The sequence below is a fragment of the Cytobacillus sp. EB106-05-05-XG126 genome, assembly GCF_058791715.1.
The window spans coordinates 461,201-477,816 of the sequence record NZ_JBYTDU010000002.1 but is presented as its reverse complement, the minus strand read 5'-3'; the positions used below and the strand labels follow the sequence as shown (position 1 = coordinate 477,816).

The 16,616-nt window shown below is 41.8% G+C and carries 21 protein-coding genes; 4 read left to right on the top strand and 17 right to left on the bottom strand.

Annotation, left to right across the window (positions count from 1 at the left end; translation table 11 throughout):
• Positions 1-222: 222 nt before the first annotated feature.
• The 11 genes from AC3WTL_RS12840 to spoIIIAA form a co-directional block, all read right to left on the bottom strand.
• Positions 223-630, bottom strand: a complete 408-nt coding sequence (locus tag AC3WTL_RS12840) for an Asp23/Gls24 family envelope stress response protein (RefSeq protein ID WP_197247544.1) — start codon at positions 628-630, stop codon at positions 223-225.
• Between the two features lie 20 nt (positions 631-650).
• Entirely contained in the window at positions 651-2,003 is a 1,353-nt protein-coding gene (accC, locus tag AC3WTL_RS12835; RefSeq protein ID WP_048008234.1) for an acetyl-CoA carboxylase biotin carboxylase subunit, read from the bottom strand.
• Between the two features lie 14 nt (positions 2,004-2,017).
• Positions 2,018-2,524, bottom strand: coding sequence for an acetyl-CoA carboxylase biotin carboxyl carrier protein (gene accB / locus AC3WTL_RS12830; protein ID WP_248348436.1), 507 nt, complete (start codon positions 2,522-2,524; stop codon positions 2,018-2,020).
• A 374-nt stretch (positions 2,525-2,898) separates the two neighbouring features.
• Positions 2,899-3,438, bottom strand: coding sequence for a SpoIIIAH-like family protein (locus AC3WTL_RS12825; RefSeq protein WP_197208301.1), 540 nt, complete (start codon positions 3,436-3,438; stop codon positions 2,899-2,901).
• Between the two features lie 3 nt (positions 3,439-3,441).
• Positions 3,442-4,110 (bottom strand): stage III sporulation protein AG, encoded by a 669-nt coding sequence (gene spoIIIAG / locus AC3WTL_RS12820; protein WP_048008237.1) that lies wholly within the window; start codon positions 4,108-4,110, stop codon positions 3,442-3,444.
• Positions 4,103-4,735, bottom strand: coding sequence for a stage III sporulation protein AF (gene spoIIIAF / locus AC3WTL_RS12815; RefSeq protein WP_048008238.1), 633 nt, complete (start codon positions 4,733-4,735; stop codon positions 4,103-4,105). The genes spoIIIAG and spoIIIAF overlap by 8 nt, the downstream gene beginning before the upstream one ends.
• A gap of 12 nt (positions 4,736-4,747) precedes the next feature.
• Positions 4,748-5,947, bottom strand: a complete 1,200-nt coding sequence (gene spoIIIAE, locus AC3WTL_RS12810; protein ID WP_248348434.1) for a stage III sporulation protein AE — start codon at positions 5,945-5,947, stop codon at positions 4,748-4,750.
• 89 nt (positions 5,948-6,036) lie between these two features.
• Positions 6,037-6,426: a stage III sporulation protein AD gene (gene spoIIIAD, locus AC3WTL_RS12805; RefSeq protein WP_172581968.1), complete on the bottom strand. Its 390-nt coding sequence runs from the start codon at positions 6,424-6,426 to the stop codon at positions 6,037-6,039.
• A gap of 15 nt (positions 6,427-6,441) precedes the next feature.
• Positions 6,442-6,648 (bottom strand): stage III sporulation protein AC, encoded by a 207-nt coding sequence (gene spoIIIAC, locus AC3WTL_RS12800; RefSeq protein ID WP_009332905.1) that lies wholly within the window; start codon positions 6,646-6,648, stop codon positions 6,442-6,444.
• Positions 6,649-6,700: 52 nt separating this feature from the next.
• The gene (spoIIIAB, locus tag AC3WTL_RS12795) at positions 6,701-7,216 is read right to left on the bottom strand and encodes a stage III sporulation protein SpoIIIAB (RefSeq protein ID WP_048008240.1); all 516 of its coding nucleotides are present in this window, start codon (positions 7,214-7,216) and stop codon (positions 6,701-6,703) included.
• Complete coding sequence (gene spoIIIAA, locus AC3WTL_RS12790) at positions 7,217-8,140, bottom strand: stage III sporulation protein AA (RefSeq protein WP_492369490.1); 924 nt, start codon at positions 8,138-8,140, stop codon at positions 7,217-7,219. It abuts the gene before it with no gap.
• Positions 8,141-8,330: 190 nt separating this feature from the next.
• Between spoIIIAA and AC3WTL_RS12785 the strand changes: the two genes are divergently transcribed.
• From AC3WTL_RS12785 to AC3WTL_RS12775, 3 genes are all read left to right on the top strand, one after another.
• Positions 8,331-9,713 (top strand): alkaline phosphatase, encoded by a 1,383-nt coding sequence (locus AC3WTL_RS12785; RefSeq protein ID WP_492369489.1) that lies wholly within the window; start codon positions 8,331-8,333, stop codon positions 9,711-9,713.
• Between the two features lie 74 nt (positions 9,714-9,787).
• The gene (locus AC3WTL_RS12780) at positions 9,788-10,474 is read left to right on the top strand and encodes an SIMPL domain-containing protein (protein ID WP_197213527.1); all 687 of its coding nucleotides are present in this window, start codon (positions 9,788-9,790) and stop codon (positions 10,472-10,474) included.
• Positions 10,475-10,557: 83 nt separating this feature from the next.
• Positions 10,558-10,725: a hypothetical protein gene (locus AC3WTL_RS12775; protein WP_035329991.1), complete on the top strand. Its 168-nt coding sequence runs from the start codon at positions 10,558-10,560 to the stop codon at positions 10,723-10,725.
• A gap of 33 nt (positions 10,726-10,758) precedes the next feature.
• On the opposite strand, the gene efp is transcribed toward AC3WTL_RS12775, so the two are convergent.
• From efp to AC3WTL_RS12755, 4 genes are all read right to left on the bottom strand, one after another.
• The gene (gene efp, locus AC3WTL_RS12770; protein ID WP_035329990.1) at positions 10,759-11,316 is read right to left on the bottom strand and encodes an elongation factor P; all 558 of its coding nucleotides are present in this window, start codon (positions 11,314-11,316) and stop codon (positions 10,759-10,761) included.
• Between the two features lie 25 nt (positions 11,317-11,341).
• Positions 11,342-12,403, bottom strand: a complete 1,062-nt coding sequence (locus AC3WTL_RS12765; RefSeq protein WP_492369488.1) for a M24 family metallopeptidase — start codon at positions 12,401-12,403, stop codon at positions 11,342-11,344.
• Between the two features lies 1 nt (position 12,404).
• The gene (aroQ, locus tag AC3WTL_RS12760; protein ID WP_492369487.1) at positions 12,405-12,851 is read right to left on the bottom strand and encodes a type II 3-dehydroquinate dehydratase; all 447 of its coding nucleotides are present in this window, start codon (positions 12,849-12,851) and stop codon (positions 12,405-12,407) included.
• A 224-nt stretch (positions 12,852-13,075) separates the two neighbouring features.
• A complete protein-coding gene (locus AC3WTL_RS12755; protein ID WP_076258072.1) occupies positions 13,076-13,606 on the bottom strand; it encodes a YqhR family membrane protein in 531 nt (176 codons plus the stop codon).
• A gap of 427 nt (positions 13,607-14,033) precedes the next feature.
• On the opposite strand from AC3WTL_RS12755, the gene AC3WTL_RS12750 reads away from it, so the two are divergent.
• Positions 14,034-14,420, top strand: a complete 387-nt coding sequence (locus AC3WTL_RS12750; RefSeq protein WP_282172653.1) for an SA1362 family protein — start codon at positions 14,034-14,036, stop codon at positions 14,418-14,420.
• Positions 14,421-14,481: 61 nt separating this feature from the next.
• On the opposite strand, the gene AC3WTL_RS12745 is transcribed toward AC3WTL_RS12750, so the two are convergent.
• Positions 14,482-15,366, bottom strand: a complete 885-nt coding sequence (locus AC3WTL_RS12745; RefSeq protein WP_492369486.1) for a patatin-like phospholipase family protein — start codon at positions 15,364-15,366, stop codon at positions 14,482-14,484.
• A 105-nt stretch (positions 15,367-15,471) separates the two neighbouring features.
• Positions 15,472-16,497, bottom strand: coding sequence for a spore photoproduct lyase (splB, locus tag AC3WTL_RS12740; RefSeq protein WP_492369485.1), 1,026 nt, complete (start codon positions 16,495-16,497; stop codon positions 15,472-15,474).
• Positions 16,498-16,616: the final 119 nt, after the last annotated feature.

Below are 16,616 nucleotides of genomic sequence, written 5' to 3'. Positions count from 1 at the left end.
ATTTGCACGTCCAAAAATTGCATAAGAAGATAATAGCATAAGTAAGGAATCTTCGCACTACAACAAGAGCATTATGTTTGGTCAGAAACATATGCAAGAAAACTTATAATATTAATTTCCCCTTTACAAACGCCTTTATAACGATTTAGGGAGTGAATGATGAAGAGAATGAACCATAAAAAAGCCAAAGACGAGTCTGATGTCTTTGGCTTGATGTGTGTGTTACATTTCCTGTTCGTATTCAACTTCATGCTTTTGGTTTTCAAACATGATTCCTACTACGTGAATGTTTACTTCCTGGGCGTCCAGGGCTGTCATATTCAACAGTGCCTGACGGATGTTGTCCTGGATTTTTTGGGCAACGCTTGGGATGGAAATGCCGAATTTCATCAGACAATAAACATCGACTTTGATGCCTTCTTCTGTTAATTCAACTTTAACACCTTTGCCGTGGTTCTTTTTACCAAGCCGCTCAACCACTCCTGTAGCGAAGTTCCCGCGCATTTGCGCAACACCTTCTACTTCTGAAGCAGCAATGCCGGCAATAACCTCAATAACTTCCGGTGCAATTTCCACCTTGCCCAGGCCTGAATTCTCAGGGCTCATTTCGAGAATGTTATTTTCGTTCATTTTAGCACCTCCACAAGTCTTTAAGAATTCATTACATCATGCAATTCAAGAAATTTCGTATTAAACTGCCCTTCCACAAAATTTTCATGGCTTAAGAGCTTGAGATGGAACGGGATTGTTGTATGAACCCCTTCAACTACAAATTCGCTTAATGCCCTTTTCATTCTGGAAATGGCTTCTTCTCTAGTATTGCCATAAGTGATCACTTTTGCAATCATTGAATCGTAATATGGAGGAATCATATAGCCCGGGTAGGCAGCAGAGTCGACTCGGACACCAAGCCCTCCAGGAGGCAGATACATATTGATCCTTCCTGCTGATGGCATAAAATTCTTCTCCGGGTTTTCCGCATTAATTCTGCATTCGATTGACCAGCCGTTAAATGTCACATCACTTTGTGTGAAGTTAAGCTTTTCTCCTGAAGCAACCTTAATTTGCTCCTTGATTAAATCGACCCCCGTTACCATCTCTGTAACAGGATGCTCCACCTGAATACGTGTGTTCATTTCCATGAAATAGAACTTGCGATTTTTATAATCATATATAAATTCTATCGTGCCAGCGCCTGTATAATCAACCGCTTTTGCAGCTTTTACAGCAGCATTTCCCATCTCTTCGCGTGTTTCACCGTCAAGCGCAGGTGAAGGCGTTTCCTCAAGCAGCTTTTGCAGACGCCTTTGGATGGAACAATCCCTTTCCCCTAGATGGACGGTGTTCCCGTAATTGTCTGCAAGAACCTGAATCTCCACATGACGGAAGTCCTCGATATATTTTTCGATATAAACGCCAGGATTCCCGAATGCTGTAAGTGCTTCCTGCTGTGTAATTGTAATTCCTTTAATAAGCTCCTGCTCATTGCGCGCTACGCGGATTCCTTTCCCGCCTCCGCCCGCAGTCGCTTTAATAATGACCGGATATTCAATCTTTTCTGCCAGCTGGATAGCATCTTCAGCATCCTTAATGATTCCATTAGAGCCCGGAACAATCGGAACTCCTGCTTCCTTCATCGTTTCCCTTGCAATATCCTTTGTGCCCATTTTGCTGATGGCTTCAGGTGTAGGTCCTACAAAAATAATATTGCATTCTCTGCACAATTCGGCAAAGTCCGCATTCTCTGCAAGGAATCCATAACCGGGATGAATGGCGTCACAGCCGGTAAGCTTGGCGACACTTATTATATTTGTAAAATTTAAATAGCTGTCCTTAGATGCTGTTGGACCAATGCAGTATGCCTCATCCGCCAGCTGAACATGGAGCGCTTCCCTGTCAGCTTCTGAAAAGACAGCAACAGATTCAATCCCCATTTCGCGGGCTGCCCTGATAATGCGGACAGCTATTTCTCCTCTGTTGGCAATCAAGAGTTTTTTTATCATTCTGTAACCGCTCCTTATTCAGGCTTTACTAAAAATAGTGGCTGGCCATATTCTACTAATTGGCCGTCCTTTACAAGCACTTCTACAATTTCACCATTAACTTCTGCTTCGATTTCATTAAATAATTTCATTGCCTCTACAATGCAGACAATGGAATCATTCGTAACTTTTGAACCGGCTTTTACATATGCATCAGCATCAGGTGAGGATGACTGATAAAAGGTCCCTACCATTGGTGAGACAATCTTATGTAAATCTTCCGCGGCTTCCGCCTTTGGTTCAGGAGCAGCTGCTGGCGCTTCTGCTTTTGACTCTTCCACTTTCACAGCAGCTGGCTGGACCGGCTGTGGAGCAGGCGCTAACACTTGGGCAGCTGCAGGCTGAACTTGCTGTACAACAGCGGCTTCATTGCCTTTTTTCTTCATTTCAATTTTAGAACCTTCATGCTCATATACAAATTCATCGATATTTGACTGATCTACCAATTTAATCAGTTCACGGATTTCTTGTACTTTTAACATTTTTGCACCCCTTGTTTTCTCATTGCATGATAATTCCCTTAATCCGTATGCTGATTTTGCTGAAAGATTTAGAAACATACGGCTGGAATGTTCTGCATGGTTTGAATTATGACTAGATACTAATATCATACGATAAGACCTTATAAAACTTCAACATTCTATTGTGTACTGGATAATAATTTCTCTATCCGTTCTATGTTCCATTTTAATATTTTTCTAAATGTTTGTGAAATGTTTCATTGGATTTAACCGAATTTCATCCAAAATCACTTCACATTCAGGACTTTTATACCATTTCCTGATGCAATAGTTACCAAACTGCCAATAAAAAGAAAAGGGGAGCCCGCAAAATTTTGCAGGCTCCCGCTACATTTTTATTTTTCAACCTGAAATTCAACAGCCACTGCCTCAAGCTTTCCAATTTCGTTTCTTACTTCCTGGATAATGCTGTTTGCAGCTGAAGCTGAATGATCTTTTGCTTTAACAGTAATTTGAACCTTCTTGCCATCGGCACGGACAAGCACATCTTCATAATCCATCGCTCTGATTAATGTTTCAAGCATCGCTTCCTTTTGTGCAATTTCATTTAATTCATCAATTTGATCTTTCGCCTTCATTCTTTCTTCGGCAGGAAGGTCAGTTTGACCAAGGACCTCCTGCAGGTCTTCCTTCATGCGGCTGCGCTCGTCATCAAGCTGAAGACGGAGATTTTCAAACATTTCATCACTGGCAGTGTTTGTAATGATCGCTTTGCCGTCTTCACTCTCAACTGACTCCATTTCACCCTGTGCCTTTTCTTCCATTCCAGCAAGGTCACTGCCTTTTTGCTCCGGCGATGTTACATAATAAACCGATAATACAACCACCAAACTCAGCATTGTTAATAGCCAGACCGTTTGTTTCTTTAAAAGCATCTATTATTCCCCCTTAGTTTTTTTAGGCATTACGGATACTCTATGGCTTGGAACATCCAGAGCTCTGGTTACTGCCTCAATAATCCACTTTTTCACTTGTATATTTTCAGCCCCTTTTGCCACAACCAGCACTCCCCTTATTTCAGGTTTCTTGGTTTCTATGACAATGGGAACCTCTTTTTCTCCATTTCGGACAATCACGAGCTGTTCCTCCTGTGACTGATCCTCAACCTTCCTTTTGCCGCCTTCCCGATCTGTTTCATCAGTTTTCTGAGTTTGCGTAGTTTTGTTTTTTTCAAGGACTTTCTTCTCTGTGGCATCGACATTCACCACAACAGTGGCATCTTCCACCCCTACGATTGCATCAAGCGCCTCTTTTATTTGGGCTTCATATGCCTTTTCATAATTGGCGATGGTGTCATTTCCTCCAGATTTCTGCTGGCCGAAGACTGGCACTTCTTCCTCCTGCTTCACTTCTTCCCCATTTTTAAATACGGGCAAATCACCGGTGGAACCGTCTTCTTGAAACAGCGTATTGCTTATCAGCATGATCGCTGCCCCAAATAGGAGAACCAGCAGCAAATAGTGGAATTTTCCGGGCTTCTTATCAGACTGTCCATCCTTGGAAATTATCTTCTTTAACCATGTGAAAGGACCTTTTTCATTATCCATCCCTATCCATATTCCCCCCTTCTACCAGAACTTCGATTGAGTTTGCGTCTACATTCCATTTTTGTGCGAGAAGAGAAGCAATTCTTTCTGCATCTTCATGTTCGGGCCCGCTGGATGGAAGAGGTTTCCCGGCATTGATTTCCACTGTTTTAACCACTTCTACAGCTTCAGCTTCTGCATCTTCTGCTTTGAGTTGGATCATGACCTTTTGCAGGTTATCCGGGAAGGCTTGATCACTGCTTTCATCTACTAAAATATCAATGTTAGCAATTTCCAGACCGTACTGTTCCATCAACTCCTCTTCTGCGTCCTGTTTCATGTGGACAGCCATTTGTTCTAAAATATATGCATCACTTGAGGCTTGTATTTCTTTTTTCTTCATTTCTATTAAATTTTCCATATTTTTTTCTCCGGATGCCTCAAAAACCGGCACGGAAACAAGAGCTTCTTCAAAATCACTTGATATAATTCTCAAAATCGGTGTAAGAATAATCGCTATTAATAGCAGCCCTGTCACCATTTTTGTATATTTCTGAAGCTTGGAGCTCGGGAGGAGCATATCTATGACAGTGGCAAGCAGAACAAATAATATGATGTTGGTAACCCATTCTTTTATGAAATCCACTTCATTCCCTCCCTACCTGACCATCATGGTCAAATTGCCGGCCGCTATTATAACCGTAATGCTAAGGAAAAACATCAGGGAGACAATGGCCAAAGCTGCAAAAACATAGATGATGCTCTTGCTGATTATATCCAGGCAGGATATGATCGGCCCTCCTCCCAACGGCTGCAAAATTGCTGCCGCGAATTTATATATAAACGCAATCATTAGAATTTTGATTGCAGGAAAGGCTGCAATAATAAGGAGAATGGCTACTCCTGCTATCCCGACAGTATTTTTCAAAAGCACCGATGCGCTGATTACGGTATCTGTCGCATCTGTAAACATCCTTCCAATGACCGGAATAAAATTCCCCGTAATAAATTTTGCTGTACGAATGGTAATTCCATCGGTAACCGCTGCAGATGCTCCCTGAACTGATATAACTCCGAGAAAGACCGTCAGAAACATCCCAAGAAGTCCAATGCTCCAATTTCGGAGCAGATTGGCAAGCTGAGTTACCTTATAGTGTTCAGACAAGGTGCTGACAATGCTTAACAGGGCTGATAAAAATAGAAGCGGAAGAATGACATACTGGATAAATAACCCGCTGACATTCATCAAAAACAGTATCACCGGGTGGAAAAATGCTGCAGATACCAAACCCCCGGAAGAAGCAATCAGCGCAAGCAGCAGCGGTATGAGAGCCATTATGAATGACACCATAGTTGAAATGGTTTCTTCTGTGTAGGTGATCGCTACATGGAAGCTATTCAGTGCGATAATAATCAACACCATGAAGACGATTGAATAGGCGGCTTTACTGACAGTGCTTTTTTCAAATGAATTCTGCAGCGACTGCAGGAACATGCTGAATACCGTCAGCAATATCAGAGTCCCAAGCAGTTTCCCGTTGACTATAAACTCATGGAATACAAACTTCATCGCGCCGCCAGCCCACTCTTTTAGTGAAAACTCCTTTTCTCCCTTTATGAATTCATAGAGACTCCCCTTTTGGCTCTCGGGCAAAAACCCTCCATACTCTGTTGTGATCTCTTCCCAAAAGCTCACTAATTCATTAAGATCTAACTTATCCACCTGGGATTCAATTAAATCCTGCGTGGATATCGTTTCTTCTGCTTCGCCGGTCTTAGGTGAGGCTTGTACAATTGGTGCCAGGAAAAAGAATAGAAATAAACTGAACCCTAAAATTTTCTGCATCCTTTGCTTCATTTTTTTCACCTCTTTTTAAAGGACCCTCTCTAATTCCAGCAATATGAGCTTGTCCAGTCCTGCTGCCTGTCGTTTCAGCAGGCAGCCGGCTAGCTCGGAATCATGCGAATAATGGTTTCGATTAATACAGTAAGGATTGGAATGGCCATGGCAAGAATAAGAATTTTCCCGCCCATTTCGATTTTTGCAGCAATGGCTCCCTGTCCTGCATCCTTCGTAATTTGTGCAGCAAATTCAGCAATATAGGCTATTCCGATTATCTTTAAAATGGTTTCAACATAGACGATATTCACTTTTGCATTGACGGCAATCTTTTCAATCATATGGATAATGGCGTAAATTTGATCGACAAGAAAAAGAAAGATGGCACAGCCGACAAAAACAATCAGCAAAAAGGCAAAATTCGGCTTTTGCTCCTTAACAATCAGCGCCAGGAACGTGGCAACAAGCGAAAATCCGACTATCTGGAGAATTTCAATGGCTGAGCCCCCCTTTTATCCCTGAAACAAGAAGACTGATTTAATTTTTTGGAAAAGGTTATCTACAATGGAAGCAACCATAAATAAGATATAAATAAATCCGAAAAGCGTAACCCATTGGGCGTATTCTTTTTTGCCCACCTGATCCAGAATAGTATGCAAAAAGGCTACAACAATTCCCACACCCGCAATCTTGAATATGATATCTACCTCTAAGCCCATCTTTTCTCCCCCTAAGCTCTGATCAGCGTCCGGCAAATCAAGCCGGCGTTTCCTACATTAGTAAAATGATTAAGAGCAATCCGGATAAAAACCCCAGACTTTTGACCATTCTCTCGTATTTCACTTGTCTGTCATGTGCATCAGCTTCTTCACGTTCCAGGTGGGTAAGGGTCAGCATGATCTGCTTTTGCTGAGAAAGACGGTCATGTCTTCCAAGTGTTTCGCCAAATTGCTTCATGATTTCGAATTCCCCTTGTTTAAAGGCGGTCATTTTCCATATTTCCGTCAAGCTTTCTTCCCAGGCGTCCTTTACTGTCGTCTCGGAATCGGTCAGTTTTTTCGCAAAGGATTCAAAGAACCAGGATAAGGGCTTGGAAAGCTGGTCAGAAAGCCGTCTGGCTGCTTCATGAAGAGGTGTATGGCCATACATAATTTCAGCCTCCAAGGACTGAAGTGCCGATTTAAGCTGACGAAGCTGGCGCGGCCGTTCTGTCAGGTGCCTTGAAGCTTCAAACCCTGCCCATGTTGTTGCAATGATGATCAAAACAGCTCCAATAAGTTTCATCATTTACATCACGCCCGCTTGATGCTGATATCTTGCACCATCTGTGTTTCGTATCCAGTCAATGCTGCCAGGCCCATCTTTTCTGCTCAATTCAATAAATCGCTGAAAAACGCCCATTTCAAGTATGGCCTGTAAAGTCGGGCGCCTCTTAATTTCCTCCAGGGAATTTCCATGTGTAGTCATAATCAGCTTTATTCCGGCATTTACTGCCTCCATTATGGCCTCTGCATCTTCATGCCTGCCAATTTCATCGACAACGAGAACCTCGGGGCTCATGGAACGAATCATCATCATCATGCCCTCAGCTTTGGGACAGGCATCCAGGACATCAATCCTGTTTCCAAAAGTCATCTGGGGGATCCCATTCACACATCCTGCTATTTCGGAGCGTTCATCCACAATCCCAACCTTACTTGCAGGAAGGCCGCTGCCTTGATCACCAGATGAAATGATTCTTGCAATATCGCGCAGCAATGTGGTTTTACCAGTCTGCGGCGGTCCAATAATCATCGTATGCAGCCATCCGTCCCTGTAAATCCTTGGAATCAGCGTTTGGGCAATGCCGACTTTCTCTCTGGCAATTCTAATGTTAAAAGAGGAAATATCCCTGATCGCTTTAACCTTGCCCTGCTCAAGAATAACCTTTCCGGCAAGCCCAACCCGATGGCCGCCCTCAATCGTGATATAACCTCTTTTCAGCTCTTCCTCGAGTGTGTAAATCGAAAAATGGCTTATTTTATTCAATAAATGCACGGCATCCTCTGAATCAATTATATAAGGGAGAAAATGCGGTACGCCCCTTGCTGTCAGCTCAATAGGCCTCGAAATGCGGACCCTGATTTCCTCCAGATCCTTTAAGATTTTCGGAGGGATTCTCTGTAATTGTTCGGCAATTTTTTTCGGCAAAAAGGCTATAATCGTTTCCAAATCTGCTCCTCCATTCCCAATCTGATTTCGGACTAGCTTCTCATTATTTAAAATGTATGCCTGCGGCAAAACAATATGACTTAGATTTGAAAGCTTCACATTTATTTAGTACAAGCTTTTGCCTGAGTAAAAAAATATCTTTCTTCAAAAAATAATTCAAATAGAACATAGAGAAAGGCTGGTGTCATTTATGAAAGCAAAATGCATTTACATCATGGTTATTTTTCACCTGATTGTTCTTGGTTTCTTACCTGCGGAAGGAATAGCTCATCAGAGAAATACAAACGGACCGCAAAATGTCATTCTGATGATTGGCGATGGAATGGGAATAGGTCAGATTGAGATTGCAAGAAAACTGGAATATGGGAAGGACGGTCGGCTGTTCCTGGAATCTCTGCCTCACACCGCGTTGGTGCATACCGAATCTGCCAATAATTTTGTGACAGATTCAGCTGCCGGTGGTACGGCACTTGCAATTGGAAAAAAAACAAATAATGAGATGATCGGAGTTACGCCGGATGGGAAGGAAGCAGACAGTATCCTTGATTTATTCAGAAAAAACGGTAAAAAAGCAGGGGTGATATCCACCAATTCAGTTACAGATGCAACGCCCGCAGCCTTTACAGCAAGTGTTGCCAACAGATGGTCCGGACAGGAGGAAATTGCACGCCAGCAGCTGAAATCAGGGGTGGATGTGCTGATGGGAGGCGGCAGAGCATACTTCACACAGGAAAAGCAAAGCGGAAGGGATTTAATAAAAGAGGCAAAGCAACAAGGATATGCCTATGCCGGAAGTCGCGACGAATTGCTTAATGCCGAAGCCCCAAAGCTGCTCGGTTTGTTCAATGACGGATATATGAGCTTTAAACTGGACCGGCCTTTACTGAACAGCAAAGAACCCAGTTTAAAAGAAATGACTGAAAAAGCGATCGATGTACTCGCAAAAGGAGAACAGGGATTTTTCCTCATGGCGGAAGGAGCAAGAATTGATCATGCTTCGCACGCAGGTGATATTACAAGCATCTGGAAAGAAACCATTGAATTTGATGAAGCTGTCAAATATGCAGTTGAATGGGCAAAAAAGGACAAAGAAACACTGGTTTTGGTTGTCGCAGATCATGAGACTATGGGAATATCAGCATCAGAGCCGCTGAAGATACAGGAATTAAAGGAAATCAAGGCGACACCGCAGTATATGGTCAGCCAATTGGCAAGAGATGAAGTTAGGGGCATTTATCGATCAGAAAGTGTGAAGGGTGTTCTAAAAAAGTATGCGAATATTGATTTAACCCAGCAGGAGATTGAAGCGTTTAATGGAAAGCTAATGAACACAGACAGCAAGGTTTATCCTCAATATTTAGCAGCATGGGAAATAGGAAGCCTGATTGCCGAGAAATATCATGGGGGAATTTTAACGGATACAGTAAGATCTCTCAGCTCAACCGGCGGTCATACAGGCAATATGATCCCTTTATTTGCTTATGGCAATGGGAGTGAAACTTTTACTGGAGTGCTGGAGAATACAGATATACCGAAAAAAATTGCCGAACTGATGGATTATAGCTTGCATTAATATTATGCGCATTTTCTCTCCTTCTCCCGCGTAATTCTAGAAAGATACATTCATGAAAGCGGGGTGAGAAAGTTATGTATTATTATCAGCCATTCGTCCGCAATACTGTGCAGACTGGAAGGCATTCCAGATCCAAGCCAAATACTATAAGGGTTTCAGGTGAAGGAAAGATAGCTGTACAGCCAGATCAGGCTAGTATAAAGCTTGGAGTTTTAACAGAAGACCAGGAGCTTCAGAAGGCACAGGAGCAGAATGCTTCAGCCATTTCAAATGTCAAAAAGGCTCTTAATGCCATTGGAATAACAGATAAACAAATTCAAACGTCAGAATTCTCCATTTTTCCGCAGTATGATTTTGTGGATGGCAAGCAAATTTTCCGCGGGTACAAGGTTGAGCATATACTGAACATTACGGCCGATAAGATAGAAAAAACAGGACTTGTAGTGGACACAGCAGTAGACAGCGGCGCAAATACGGTAAGAGGAATTACGTTTGAAACAGAAAACCAGCAGGAATTGTATCAGCAGGCACTAAGCATGGCCGTAATGGATGCTTATAGAAAGGCAGAAACAATCGCTGCTTCACTAAGAGTCCAATTAATCAGAACTCCAGTATCAGTTTCAGAAGGAAATTCAGGCATGGTGCAGCCTGTCTCATTTCAATCCTCCGCTTTAGTTAAAAGTGCCGTCAGCACACCTATTCAGCCGGGAACAATAGAAATCGAAAGCCGCATCACGGCAGATTTCATATTCTACAGCTAGGAAATCTTCGGCTTATAATCGCAGTGAAGAAGCAAATACTAATAAGGCGGCACTGAGCAATTTTATAGAAAAGAGGTTATTGGATGAATGAAAATTTAGATGAATTTTTAAAAAATCAGAAAAAAGGCGACAGGGCTTATCTGGGCGGAACCCGCGATAACAGAACTGCTCCCACATCTGATCCTGATTATAATAATCGCAATGACACTGACATATCCCCCGGCGCAGAAGGCAGGAAATATAAAGGATAAAAAAAATCCCGATTTCTCGGGATTTTTTTTATCCTATGCACGCGATACGTATGAACCATCAGTTGTATTGATGATCAGTTTATCCCCTTCGTTAACAAAGAAAGGAACTTGCACAATCAGGCCGGTTTCAACTGTTGCAGGCTTTGTTCCGCCGGATGCAGTATCCCCTTTAATGCCTGGTTCTGTTTCCGTTACTGTAAGCTCAACAGAATTAGGAAGCTCGATTCCAAGAGACTCTCCCTGATAAAGCATAATAGCAACTTCCATGTTTTCTTTTAAAAACTTTAATTCATACTCAATTGCTGACGCAGGCAGCTCGATTTGCTCATAAGACTCATTGTCCATGAAAACATGCTGATCTCCATTTGCATAAAGGTACTGCATTTTACGGTTATCGATCTGAGCTTTCCCTACTTTTTCACCTGCACGGAAGGTTTTTTCCTGAATCGCGCCCGTGCGAAGATTGCGTAATTTGGAACGTACAAAAGCCGCTCCTTTTCCTGGTTTAACGTGCTGGAAATCCATTACGCGCCAAATTCCGTTATCAACTTCAATCGTCAATCCCGTACGAAAATCGTTTACTGAAATCATAAGTTTGTCCTCCTAATGTGTACAATTAAAGAATAATCAATTCTTTAGTAGAATGAGTAAGCGTTTCATTATGATCATTTGTTATGACTGTATCATCCTCAATGCGGACACCGCCAAGTCCCGGTATGTAAATGCCAGGCTCCACCGTCACAATCATTCCGGGTTCAAGGATAACATCAGACTTAAATGATAATGCAGGACCTTCATGCACTTCAAGGCCGATCCCGTGTCCGGTAGAATGGCCAAAATATTCGCCATAGCCTTTACCTGCAATATAATCACGAGTTAAGGCATCTGCCTCTTTGCCGCTCATTCCAGGTTTGATGCCTTCCATTCCCCGCTCCTGGGCTTCCTGCACAATTGTATAAATTTCTTTCAGCTTATCTTCCGGTTCCCCAACAGCAACTGTGCGGGTAATATCTGAAACATACCCCTTATAATAAGCGCCGAAGTCCAGAGTGACAAAATCGCCTTTTTCAATAACCTTATCACTGGCAACTCCATGCGGAAAAGCAGAACGGTACCCGGATGCTACGATAATGTCAAACGAAGATGAATCTGCACCCGCTTTTCTCATAAAGAACTCTAATTCATTCGAAACTTCCAGTTCCGTAATACCTGGCCGAATGACATCAAGAATATGTTTAAACGCAGCATCTGCAATGTCTGCCGCCACCTTTATTATCTTAATCTCTGAATCGGTCTTTATCAAGCGTAACTTTTCAATAGTGTCAGAAACAGGGACAAGCTCGGCGTTAACAGCTTTTTCATAGGCTTTATAGGATGAAAAGGTTACATGATTCTCTTCAAAACCAAGCTTTTTAATCCCAAGCTGCTCTGCCTGTTTGGCGACTTCTTCCGGAATTGCACCAGTATGTTTTACAATTTCATACCCTTCACATTGTTTGGCAGCCTGTTCCGTGTAGCGGAAATCGGTTATAAAGAGCGCTTTATCTGCACTGATTAAAACCACGCCCGATGAACCGGTAAAACCAGTCATATAACGGCGATTGTAATTGCTGGTAATCAGCATCCCATCAATCCCTGACTCTGTAAAGCGTGCTCGTAATTTTTGTATTTTCTCCATATTATCCTCTCCCCTTGACAAAATCCATTAATGCATAAAGTGCCAGTTCATAACCTTTAAATCCAAGGCCGACTATCTGGCCCATTGCAGCGGGTGCAATGACAGAAATATGCCTGAACTCTTCCCTGGCATGAACATTTGAAATATGTACTTCGATCACAGGAACCTGTATTCCTGCAACAGCATCCCTTATTGCGTAGCTATAATGAGTAAATGCCCCGGGATTGAAAATTATACCCTGTGTGCCATCTTCATTGGCATGGTGTAGCCTGTCAATGAGTTCACCTTCGTGATTTGACTGAAAACAGATTACTTCTGACTCATATGAAGCACCCAATGCTTTCATATTTTGCTCAAGCTGACCCAGTGTTTCTTTTCCATAAACACCTGGTTCCCTTTTGCCTAGCAGGTTTAAATTCGGCCCATTTAACAGGAGTATTTTCCCCATATTCAACCCCCTTTTTTAACAATTGCTTACAGGCTTCTCCTTCTATTTAACATCCTGATGAAAGCACTGAAAAAGAATGCCCACTTAAGAACATTCTATCATAAAGCAAAATTTCATACAGTTCTGATGTATAGCGCTTTTCTCATTATTTTTCATTATTCCATGCTAGAAAATTTACCGTTCGTCATTTTGCTTTAATCTGCAAGAAGTCTGACTCTAATCCATTAAATTAAATCCGGATCTGTACGGGCCTTTTTTTCATCTTCGGTTTTGCCTCTGAGTTCTTGAGCTTCATATGAAATGGAATATCCTACAAATACGCCAAATAAAATATAGAAACAAAGTGATGTAATAATTGTATTTCGCTCAAGATCCCAAAACGGGCTGATACCAGGGAAGATTGGATTGAGAACAAAAAACACCAGTAAAAAAAGGGCAACTCCATAGCCTGCCCCCACGAAAATACTTTGAAATTTCCGCAGCGCTGCATAATAGATCAGGGCAGCTATAATAGATACTCCCCCTATTAGGAAAATTGAGATCAATGTTCCAAGCCACCCCTCTTTCCAGGCTCCAATCGTCCAGGGCTCGAGAATGACATTAGGGCGAATTTCCGTGAAATTAAACACATAAGCAAGATAGGCCAGACCGCTCCAAAGAATGCCTCCAACCAGTCCGGTAATGACCACCATTGTCATAAAAGACATCGGTTTTTCCCTTTGATCCTGTTCCAAGCGCTCTTTTTCTTCTGCCACTTTGCGCCACCTCCTTTTCCTATTATGTCCACACACAATTATTCCATTGCATCCATTTTTAAATAAAAGCGGCCGGAATAATTTCTGCTGCAAAAACCGTTCATATTTTTTATATATTTTCCTGTTATATAGAGGTTTTATGAGATTTTAAGTCGAATAAAATAATTAAGGATGAAGCTCTTTAATTTTGTGCTTTTCCGGTTATGCGAGTTCCGGGACTGGGGTGCACAGCATAAATTTAAGTATAAGCATTTTCGTGATTTTTTGGAAAACCTTACTAAGACTTATTAAAAGTTAATGTTCTTCTGTTTAAATTGTAAAGAAATAGGAAAATAAAAAAATGAAGACAGCATTCATAATTATTTCGATAAACTTTAGCTTATAGAGTTTAAAAGCTTATAAAATTGCTCATCATGCTTTTAGGGAGGTGGCTTTCTTGAAAAAACCATTTACATTTTATATTGTCTCCGGTCTTATTATTCTAGCTGTTATCGGAGTTGCCGTCAGCTTGATCTCAAATCCTGCCGGTTTTTTGCAGAGAATAGCTGTCATTGTCATCATTGGAGCTGTTGTATACTTTCTTTTTCAGCGCTTTAACAGATCTAATCCCTCAAAGCGAGAGCAGCGAGCTTTTATAAAGGCAGCCAAAAAATCAAAAAGACGCTTTAATAATAAAGAATCTGGCACTGTTAATGGAAGAAAAGGATCTGTCGGTTCCATAACTTCTATAAAAAAGTCCAAGAAAAAGTCTTCTCCACATTTGACAGTCATAGAAGGCAAAAAAGGCAAAAAGAAAAATCGAGCCTCCCTTTAATCAGGGCTCGATTTTTTTATGTTTATATATTGCTTGACTTGAAAGCTCCTTAGCATTCTAATTAGTAGCTCCATGAGGTAAAAAACTGCTCCGCACATTGCCTGCCGTGCTCCAGAAGGTCTTTTTTCTTCTGTTCAGTTATATTGAATTCCGCAGTCAGTACACCATCGGTTGGAATGAAAATAATATTTTGTGCATGCTTTCTCGAGATGTATCTTGCATCATGAGCGTCCTTCATCGTCTCAAAAAGCGCCGCATACATTTGTATAGCATTGTCGATTTTATTCGGGGGCCGTTGGCTTAAGTTATGACTTAACTTTATCCCGAGCACAGGCCTGGTTTTTTTCACATTTTCCTTATCAAAAAGCCACATCGGAAAATTGCTTAAAACCCCTCCATCCACAATCACACTTGTGCTGCTGAAGCCATTTAGCTTGACAGGCTCAAAAAAATACGGGAGGCTGCAGCTCATCCTGATAGCTTTTGCCACCGGAAATGAAGCTGGATCAATGCCATAATGCACAAGATCATCCGGAAGTACCATCAATCTTCCATTTGTCAGGTCTGACGCAATGACTCTCAGCGATTGAGGCGGCAGATCTGAAAATGTCCTAATTCCCCTATCGCCAAGTTTCTGAGCCATCCAGCTTTCCAGCTCAGATCCTTTATATAATCCCAAACGCCAATAGAGATTAATCCATTTTCCAACTGCAAAAGGGATAAATGTTTTTCTTTCATCAAGGAGCTTTTTGACTTCAAATTCATCGACGAGCTGATATATTTCCTCACTTGTATAATTAGCAGCTATTAACGCAGCCACAATGGATCCTGCACTGGTACCAGCAACCCGCTTGAAGCAAAATCCCCTTCTATGAACTGCTTCATATGCGCCGATTAAGGCAAATCCTTTGATGCCTCCACCTGAAAAAACACCATCTATATACATGTAAGCCACTCCTGTCGATGTACTTGCTCATAGAGGAACCTTTACTTATACATCTTTAATCAGGAGCTTTTTAAAATAGTACGGCTGACAAGCAAAATTTCATAATTAAGTAAAATATTGCACTTCTGCTTCTGGAAAATATGAGAGTATATACTCCCTGATTGTATGTTCCAGATCCTTTGCTTCATCTGTCGGATAAACATACTTGCCTATACCGTATCTTCCCCACTTATATTTTCGCTTTTCTTCATCCATTTCAAGCTTTGTTTTCGGGTAGCGCTTTTCAATTACCTTTTTGGCCGGTTTCGTAAATCTGTGCTGGATCAATTCGAAAGTTAAGCCTTCCAGATTGATGCCATCAAGTGCTTTGCTTAACCTTTGAAAAAGTTCATGATAGCCTTCTCGCCAATCATCATGCATGTAAATAGGCGCCACGATAAATCCAAGCGGATAGCCGGCATTGGCTACTTTACGGGCAGCTTCAAGCCGTTCATCAAAAGAGGAAGTACCCGGCTCAAAGTTTTTTATTACATAGCGGGAATTGATGCTAAATCGGAACCGGGTTTTCCCATTATGTTTCGCATCCAGCAAATGATCGACATGATGATACTTTGTGACAAAACGGAGCTGGCCGTATTCAGTCTGACCGATAAATTCAATCGTTTTTTTCAGTGAGTGGGTCAGATGATCAATCCCTACGATATCGGAAGTACAAGCAGCCTCAAAGCGTGTTAACTCAGGCTTGCGCTCTTCCATATATTTGGAGGCCTGATCAAAGATTTCTTCGAGGTTTACATACGTCCGAATATACGGCTTGCTGCCAAGTGTGGTTTGCAGATAGCAATAATGACAGTGACCCATGCAGCCAGTTGCAAGGGGAATGGCATATTCTGCCGAAGGCTTGGATGTATCAAATTTCAGAGTTCGTCTGATTCCTACCACTAAAGTAGATTTAGCATTGCGGTATTTCTGCAATTCATTATCGCCAGGAATATTCCTCACCTGATTATGTGAAGTTGTTTCCCTGATTTCAATATTCATTTTCTCAAATTTTTCCTTTAGTTCTCTTCCTAACGGATACTCAAGAGCTTGAGGCTCTATATAAACGAGCTGAGGGATAAATGGCTTCATTGGATTAACCTCTCTTTGTCAATTTGTCCTGCCGTTTTATAATTTCGGATGAACCCTATGACTGTAGTATGAGCCAATTAATCCAACAGCAAAAAAAGAAGATGGAACAATTATTTCCA

Bases quoted from the DNA above. Each gene is read 5' to 3' on its own strand.
- AC3WTL_RS12840 (WP_197247544.1), bottom strand. From the start codon at position 630: ATGAACGAAAATAACATTCTCGAAATGAGCCCTGAGAATTCAGGCCTG.
- accC (WP_048008234.1), bottom strand. From the start codon at position 2,003: ATGATAAAAAAACTCTTGATTGCCAACAGAGGAGAAATAGCTGTCCGC.
- accB (WP_248348436.1), bottom strand. From the start codon at position 2,524: ATGTTAAAAGTACAAGAAATCCGTGAACTGATTAAATTGGTAGATCAG.
- AC3WTL_RS12825 (WP_197208301.1), bottom strand. From the start codon at position 3,438: ATGCTTTTAAAGAAACAAACGGTCTGGCTATTAACAATGCTGAGTTTG.
- spoIIIAG (WP_048008237.1), bottom strand. From the start codon at position 4,110: ATGGATAATGAAAAAGGTCCTTTCACATGGTTAAAGAAGATAATTTCC.
- spoIIIAE (WP_248348434.1), bottom strand. From the start codon at position 5,947: ATGAAGCAAAGGATGCAGAAAATTTTAGGGTTCAGTTTATTTCTATTC.
- spoIIIAC (WP_009332905.1), bottom strand. From the start codon at position 6,648: ATGGGCTTAGAGGTAGATATCATATTCAAGATTGCGGGTGTGGGAATT.
- spoIIIAB (WP_048008240.1), bottom strand. From the start codon at position 7,216: ATGATGAAACTTATTGGAGCTGTTTTGATCATCATTGCAACAACATGG.
- AC3WTL_RS12785 (WP_492369489.1), top strand. From the start codon at position 8,331: ATGAAAGCAAAATGCATTTACATCATGGTTATTTTTCACCTGATTGTT.
- AC3WTL_RS12780 (WP_197213527.1), top strand. From the start codon at position 9,788: ATGTATTATTATCAGCCATTCGTCCGCAATACTGTGCAGACTGGAAGG.
- AC3WTL_RS12775 (WP_035329991.1), top strand. From the start codon at position 10,558: ATGAATGAAAATTTAGATGAATTTTTAAAAAATCAGAAAAAAGGCGAC.
- efp (WP_035329990.1), bottom strand. From the start codon at position 11,316: ATGATTTCAGTAAACGATTTTCGTACGGGATTGACGATTGAAGTTGAT.
- AC3WTL_RS12765 (WP_492369488.1), bottom strand. From the start codon at position 12,403: ATGGAGAAAATACAAAAATTACGAGCACGCTTTACAGAGTCAGGGATT.
- aroQ (WP_492369487.1), bottom strand. From the start codon at position 12,851: ATGGGGAAAATACTCCTGTTAAATGGGCCGAATTTAAACCTGCTAGGC.
- AC3WTL_RS12745 (WP_492369486.1), bottom strand. From the start codon at position 15,366: ATGTATATAGATGGTGTTTTTTCAGGTGGAGGCATCAAAGGATTTGCC.
- splB (WP_492369485.1), bottom strand. From the start codon at position 16,497: ATGAAGCCATTTATCCCTCAGCTCGTTTATATAGAGCCTCAAGCTCTT.